The following is a 6,697-nucleotide window of genomic DNA, read 5'->3' as shown; positions in this document are numbered from 1 at the left end:
GGGGGGGGGGGGGGGGTGGGTGGGGTGGTGTGTTCGGGTGGGGGTGCTTGGGGGGGTCTTGGTGCGGGCGGCGTGGGTGGGTCGCCGTGTGGGGGTGGCGGGGGGGCGGGGGGCCCCCCCTTCCGTTTTCCCCCCGCCTGCGCACCCCTGCCGGATCCGCGGCCGATCCGCGCCGGATCCGCACCCAGGTTTTCCACAGGCCTGACGGGCTGTCGGCGCCGGGCGGTAGCTTCGTGCCATGGCGAGCAACGGGGCGGTGCAACAGGCGGTGGTCGAGGGGGTGCTGGAGCGCATCACCTACGCGAACGAGGAAAGCGGGTACACGGTCGCCCGGGTCGACACCGGGCGCGGCAGCGGCGATCTGCTCACGGTCGTCGGATCCCTGCTCGGGGCCCAGCCCGGCGAATCGCTGCGGATGGAGGGCCGTTGGGGATCCCATCCCCAGTACGGCAAGCAGTTCACCGTCGAGAACTACCGCACCGTGCTCCCCGCGACCATCCAGGGCATCCGGCGCTACCTCGGGTCGGGCCTGATCAAGGGCATCGGCCCGAAGATCGCCGACCGGATCGTGGAGCACTTCGGCACCGACACCCTCGACGTCATCGAGGCCGAGCCGAAGCGGCTGATCGAGGTGCCCGGGCTCGGCCCCAAGCGGACCAGGCTGATCGGCGCCGCCTGGGAGGAGCAGAAGGCGATCAAGGAGGTCATGGTCTTCCTCCAGGGCGTCGGCGTCTCCACCTCCATCGCGGTCCGGATCTACAAGAAGTACGCCGACGCCTCGATCTCGGTGGTCAGGAACCAGCCGTACCGGCTCGCCGCCGACGTGTGGGGCATCGGCTTCCTCACCGCCGACCGCATCGCGCAGGCCGTCGGCATCCCGCACGACAGCCCCGAGCGGGTCAAGGCCGGGCTCCAGTACGCCCTGTCCCAGTCCACCGACCAGGGGCACTGCTTCCTGCCCGAGGAGCGGCTGATCGCCGACGGGGTCAAGCTGCTCCAGGTGGACACCGGCCTCGTCATCGAATGCCTGGCCGAGCTCGCCGCCGATCCGGAGGGCGTCGTACGGGAGTCCGTGCCCGATCCGGAGGGCGGGCCGCCGCTGACCGCCGTGTACCTGGTGCCCTTCCACCGGGCCGAGCTCTCGCTGGTCGGGCAGGTGCGCCGGCTCCTGAACGCCGAGGAGGACCGGATGCCCGGCTTCCGGGACGTGGACTGGGACAAGGCGCTGGCCTGGCTCGCCGGGCGCACCGGAGCCAAGCTGGCCCCCGAGCAGCGGGACGCCGTCCGGCTGGCGCTGACCCGGCGGGTGGCCGTCCTGACCGGCGGGCCGGGCTGCGGGAAGTCCTTCACCGTCCGCTCGATCGTGGAGCTGGCAAGGGCGAAGAAGGCCAAGGTGGTGCTCGCCGCGCCCACCGGCCGGGCCGCGAAACGGCTCGCGGAACTCACCGGGGCCGAGGCGTCCACCGTGCACCGGCTGCTGGAACTCAAACCGGGCGGGGACGCGGCGTACGACCGGGAGCGCCCGCTGGACGCGGACCTGGTGGTCGTCGACGAGGCCTCGATGCTGGACCTGCTGCTGGCGAACAAGCTGGTCAAGGCGGTGGCACCGGGCGCCCACCTGCTGCTCGTCGGCGATGTGGACCAGCTGCCGTCGGTCGGTGCCGGGGAGGTGCTGCGGGACCTGCTGGCCGAGGACGGCCCGGTGCCCGCGGTCCGGCTGACCCGGATCTTCCGCCAGGCCCAGCAGTCGGGCGTGGTCACCAACGCCCACCGGATCAACACCGGCCTGCCGCCGCTCACCGACGGGCTGCCGGACTTCTTCCTCTTCCCGGAGGAGGACACCGAGGAGGCCGGCCGGCTCGCCGTGGACGTGGCCGCCCGGCGCATCCCGTCCCGGTTCGGGCTGGACCCGCGCTGTGACGTCCAGGTCCTCGCGCCCATGCACCGCGGTCCGGCCGGCGCCGGAAACCTCAACGGGCTGCTCCAGCAGGCGATCACCCCGGCCCGGCCGGGGCTGGCCGAGAAGCGGTTCGGCGGCCGCGTCTTCCGCGTCGGCGACAAGGTCACCCAGATCCGGAACAACTACGAGAAGGGCGCCAACGGCGTCTTCAACGGCACGGTCGGCGTGGTCACCGCCCTCGACGCCGAGGAGCAGCGGCTGACGGTGCGGACGGAGGAGGACGAGGAGGTGGCCTACGAGTTCGCCGAGCTGGACGAGCTGGCGCACGCGTACGCCGTCACCATCCACCGCTCCCAGGGGAGTGAATATCCGGCCGTGGTGATCCCCGTCACCACCGGCGCTTGGATGATGCTCCAGCGCAACTTGCTCTACACGGCGGTGACCAGGGCGAAGAAACTCGTCGTGCTGGTCGGGTCCCGCAAGGCGCTCGCCCAGGCTGTGCGTACCGTTTCCGCAGGCAGGAGGCACACGGCGGTCGCGGCCAGGCTGTCCGGCCGGATACCGGTGGGAAACATCACCTAAATGATCGATCATTTGGGGTTCCCGCACCGGTGCGGAGGAGGCAGGATGAGCAGGTTGAAGGCACTCAGTGCCGTCAAAAAGACCAAAGGCCGACCCCGAGTGCACTCTCCTGCGCCAAATGGGGGAAGGTAGAGGCAGTCAGGGCACCTCGAAGAAGAGGCACTACGTCGGTGAGGGATGACGTGAGCGACAACTCTGTAGTACTCCGGTACGCGGACGGTGAATACACCTACCCGGTGGTCGAAAGCACCGTCGGTGACCAGGGCTTCGACATCTCGAAGCTGAGGGCCCAGACCGGGCTCGTCACCTTGGACAGCGGCTACGGCAACACCGCCGCCTACAAGTCCGCGATCACCTACCTCGACGGTGAGCAGGGCATCCTGCGTTACCGCGGTTACCCGATCGAGCAGCTGGCCGAGCGTTCGACCTTCATCGAGGTCGCGTACCTGCTGATCAACGGTGAGCTGCCGACCGTCGACCAGCTCGCGTCGTTCCGCAACGAGATCACCCAGCACACGCTGCTGCACGAGGACGTCAAGCGGTTCTACGACGGCTTCCCGCGTGACGCGCACCCGATGGCGATGCTGTCCTCCGTGGTCAGCGCGCTGTCGACGTTCTACCAGGACAGCCACAACCCGTTCGACGAGAAGCAGCGCCACCTCTCGACGATCCGCCTGCTGGCCAAGCTCCCGACCATCGCTGCGTACGCGTACAAGAAGTCGGTCGGCCACCCGGTCGTCTACCCGCGCAACGACCTCGGCTACGTCGAGAACTTCCTGCGCATGACCTTCTCCGTGCCGGCCCAGGAGTACGACCTGGACCCGGTCGTGGTCTCGGCGCTCGACAAGCTGCTGATCCTGCACGCGGACCACGAGCAGAACTGCTCGACCTCCACCGTCCGCCTGGTCGGCTCCTCGCAGGCGAACATGTTCGCCTCGATCTCCGCCGGCATCTCGGCCCTGTGGGGCCCGCTGCACGGTGGCGCCAACCAGTCCGTCCTCGAGATGCTGGAAGGCATCAAGAACGACGGCGGCGACGTCGACGCCTTCATCCGCAAGGTGAAGAACAAGGAAGACGGCGTCCGCCTCATGGGCTTCGGACACCGCGTCTACAAGAGCTTCGACCCGCGCGCCACGATCATCAAGGCGGCGGCGCACGACGTCCTCTCGGCGCTCGGCAAGAGCGACGAGCTGCTCGACATCGCGCTCAAGCTGGAAGAGCACGCGCTGGCCGACGAGTACTTCGTCTCGCGCAACCTCTACCCGAACGTGGACTTCTACACCGGTCTGATCTACCGGGCCATGGGCTTCCCGACCGAGATGTTCACCGTGCTCTTCGCGCTCGGCCGCCTTCCCGGCTGGATCGCCCAGTGGCACGAGATGATCAAGGAGCCGGGTTCCCGCATCGGCCGCCCGCGCCAGATCTACACCGGCGAGGTCCTGCGCGACTTCGTCCCGGTCGAGGCCCGCTGACCCGTGTCCCGCCCGGAGGCCCGCTGACCCGAGGCTCCGTCCGAGACCCGCAGGCAAGCGAAAGCGCCCCGCCGTCGATCCCCCCACGGGTCGACGGTCGGGGCGCTTTCCTTTCCCCGGAACGGATTCCCCCCACGGGACCCGAGCCGGGGTGTCGGCGAGGAGCGCACGCGGGGTGCGCCCCATATGGGTGTCTGCCGGGACCCGTACGGGTCGGGAGGGCCGCTCAAAGCACCCCGTTGAGCACGTGTCCCGGCCGGCTGATGCCCCGGACGTCCCCCAAGACCTCCGTGAACGTCCCCCAAGACGTTCCTGGCATCGCCCCATTAGACCCACTGCAGTGCCGGATGGTTACGTTGCAATCACTGTGATCTGCGTCTCCCGTGAAGGAAGTGTGCGCAGAGTGGGGAGAAGATCGCCCTAGCGGAAGGATCGCAACCGGAGGCTGTTGCTCACCACGAAAACGGAGGAGAACGCCATCGCGGCCCCCGCAATCATCGGGTTGAGCAGGCCTGCGGCTGCGAGCGGCAGGGCCGCCACGTTGTAGCCGAAGGCCCAGAAGAGGTTCCCCTTGATGGTGGCCAGGGTCCGGCGGGAGAGCCGGATCGCGTCCGCCGCCACCCGCAGGTCCCCCCGTACGAGGGTCAGGTCGCCCGCCTCGATCGCGGCGTCGGTGCCGGTGCCCATGGCCAGGCCCAGGTCGGCCTGGGCCAGCGCGGCCGCGTCGTTGACGCCGTCGCCCACCATGGCGACCGTACGGCCCTGCGCCTGGAGCCGGCGCACGACGTCCACCTTGTCCTGCGGGAGCACCTCGGCGATCACCTCGTCGATGCCCACCTCGCGGGCCACCGTCTCGGCCACGGCCCGGTTGTCCCCGGTCAGCAGCACCGGCGTCAGGCCCAGCGCGCGCAGCCGCGAGACGGCTTCGGCGCTGCTCTCCTTGACGGCGTCGGCCACGGTCAGGACCCCGCGGGCCGTCCCGTCCCAGGCCACCAGGACGGCGGTGCTGCCCAGCGCCTCGGCCGCTGCCTTGGCCTGGGCCAGGGCGGCCGGCAGTTCGATCGACCGGTCCGCCAGCAGCTGCTCGCGGCCCACCAGGACGGAGTGCCCGTCGACCACGCCCCGGACGCCGAGCCCGGCGAGGGCCTCGAAGGACTCCGGGACCGGCAGGGCCCCGGTCCGCTCGGCCGCGCCGGTGGCGACGGCGCGGGCGATCGGGTGCTCGGAGGCGTGCTCCAGCGAGCCCGCGAGGCGCAGCAGCTCCGCCTCGTCCACACCGGCGGCGGGGTGCACGCCGGACAGGGTCATCCGGCCGGTGGTGACCGTGCCGGTCTTGTCGAGCACGACGGTGTCGACGCGACGGGTGGACTCCAGCACCTCCGGCCCCTTGATCAGGATGCCGAGCTGCGCGCCCCGCCCGGTGCCGACCATCAGCGCGGTCGGCGTGGCCAGGCCCAGGGCGCACGGGCAGGCGATGATCAGGACGGCCACGGCGGCGGTGAAGGCCGCGGTGGGGTCGTCGGTGATCAGCAGCCAGGCGACCCAGGTGCCGAGCGCCAGCAGCAGCACGACCGGCACGAAGACCGCGGAGATCCGGTCGGCCAGGCGCTGCACCTCGGCCTTGCCGTTCTGCGCCTCCTCGACGAGCCGGGCCATCCGGGCGAGCTGGGTGTCGGCGCCGATCCGACCGGCCTCGACGACGAGCCGGCCCGAGGTGTTGACGGTGGCTCCGGTGACGGGGTCACCCGCGCCGACCTCGACCGGGACGGACTCCCCGGTCAGCATCGACGCGTCCACGGCGGACGCCCCCTCGACGACCGTGCCGTCGGTGGCGATCTTCTCGCCGGGGCGGACGACGAACCGGTCGCCGACGGCGAGCTGCGCCACCGGGATCCGCACCTCGCTGCCGCCGCGCAGGACGGCCACGTCCTTGGAGCCCAGCTCCAGCAGGGCCTTCAGGGCGGCACCCGCCTTCCGCTTGGAGCGGGCCTCCAGGTAGCGGCCGAGCAGGATGAAGGCGACGACGCCGGCGGCGACCTCCAGGTAGATCGTCGAAGAGCCGTCCGTGCGCGAGACGGTGAGGTCGAAGCCGTGCCGCATGCCGGGCATGCCGGCGTGGCCGAAGAACAGGGCCCACAGCGACCAGGTGAAGGCGGCGAGCGTGCCGACCGAGACCAGGGTGTCCATGGTGGCCGCGCCGTGCCGGGCGTTGGTCCAGGCGGCCCGGTGGAAGGGGAGTGCGCCCCAGACGACCACGGGGGCGGCCAGGGTCAGCGAGAGCCACTGCCAGTCGTCGAACTGGAGGGCCGGGACCATGGAGAGCAGGATGACGGGGAGGGCGAGCGCGGCGGAGACCAGCAGTCGCTCGCGCAGCGCGGCCAGTTCGGGGTCGCGCCCGGGCCCGGGCGCCGCGGAGGCCTCCGCCTCGGGCTCCGGGGCCGCCGGCGGGGGCTCCTCGGCGGTGTAACCGGTCCTGACGACCGTCGCGATCAGATCGGCGACCTCGACGCCGCCGCCGTACGAGACGCGGGCCTTCTCGGTGGCGTAGTTCACCGTGGCGGTGACCCCGTCCATCCGGTTCAGCTTCTTCTCGATGCGGGCGGCGCAGGAGGCGCAGGTCATCCCGCCGATGCTCAGCTCGACCTCGGCGGCCGGCGCCGCCGCTATGGGCCCGTCGTGCACTGTGCTGCTGCTCATGTCCGGCTCCAGGGGGAGGGCCGGGCCGTACGGAACCAGTATGAGC

The 6,697-nt window shown here is 71.0% G+C and carries 3 protein-coding genes; 2 read left to right on the top strand and 1 reads right to left on the bottom strand.

All coding sequences use genetic code 11. The annotated features are described in order from the left end of the window. Positions 1-238: 238 nt before the first annotated feature. Positions 239-2,482, top strand: coding sequence for an ATP-dependent RecD-like DNA helicase (locus tag ACFXA3_RS30820; protein WP_385191991.1), 2,244 nt, complete (start codon positions 239-241; stop codon positions 2,480-2,482). Between the two features lie 182 nt (positions 2,483-2,664). Further along, positions 2,665-3,954, top strand: a complete 1,290-nt coding sequence (locus tag ACFXA3_RS30815; RefSeq protein WP_054220810.1) for a citrate synthase — start codon at positions 2,665-2,667, stop codon at positions 3,952-3,954. A 420-nt stretch (positions 3,955-4,374) separates the two neighbouring features. Here ACFXA3_RS30815 and ACFXA3_RS30810 read toward each other — a convergent pair whose 3' ends face one another. After that, positions 4,375-6,651, bottom strand: a complete 2,277-nt coding sequence (locus tag ACFXA3_RS30810) for a heavy metal translocating P-type ATPase (RefSeq protein WP_385191988.1) — start codon at positions 6,649-6,651, stop codon at positions 4,375-4,377. Positions 6,652-6,697 lie beyond the last annotated feature (46 nt).

This window comes from Streptomyces sp. NPDC059456, assembly GCF_042750055.1.
In the GTDB taxonomy this organism is placed as follows: domain Bacteria; phylum Actinomycetota; class Actinomycetes; order Streptomycetales; family Streptomycetaceae; genus Streptomyces.
This window is presented reverse-complemented; position numbering and strand designations above follow the sequence as displayed.

Excerpts from the sequence above, each read along its gene's own strand:
- ACFXA3_RS30820 (WP_385191991.1), top strand. The coding sequence starts at position 239 with ATGGCGAGCAACGGGGCGGTGCAACAGGCGGTGGTCGAGGGGGTGCTG.
- ACFXA3_RS30810 (WP_385191988.1), bottom strand. The coding sequence starts at position 6,651 with ATGAGCAGCAGCACAGTGCACGACGGGCCCATAGCGGCGGCGCCGGCC.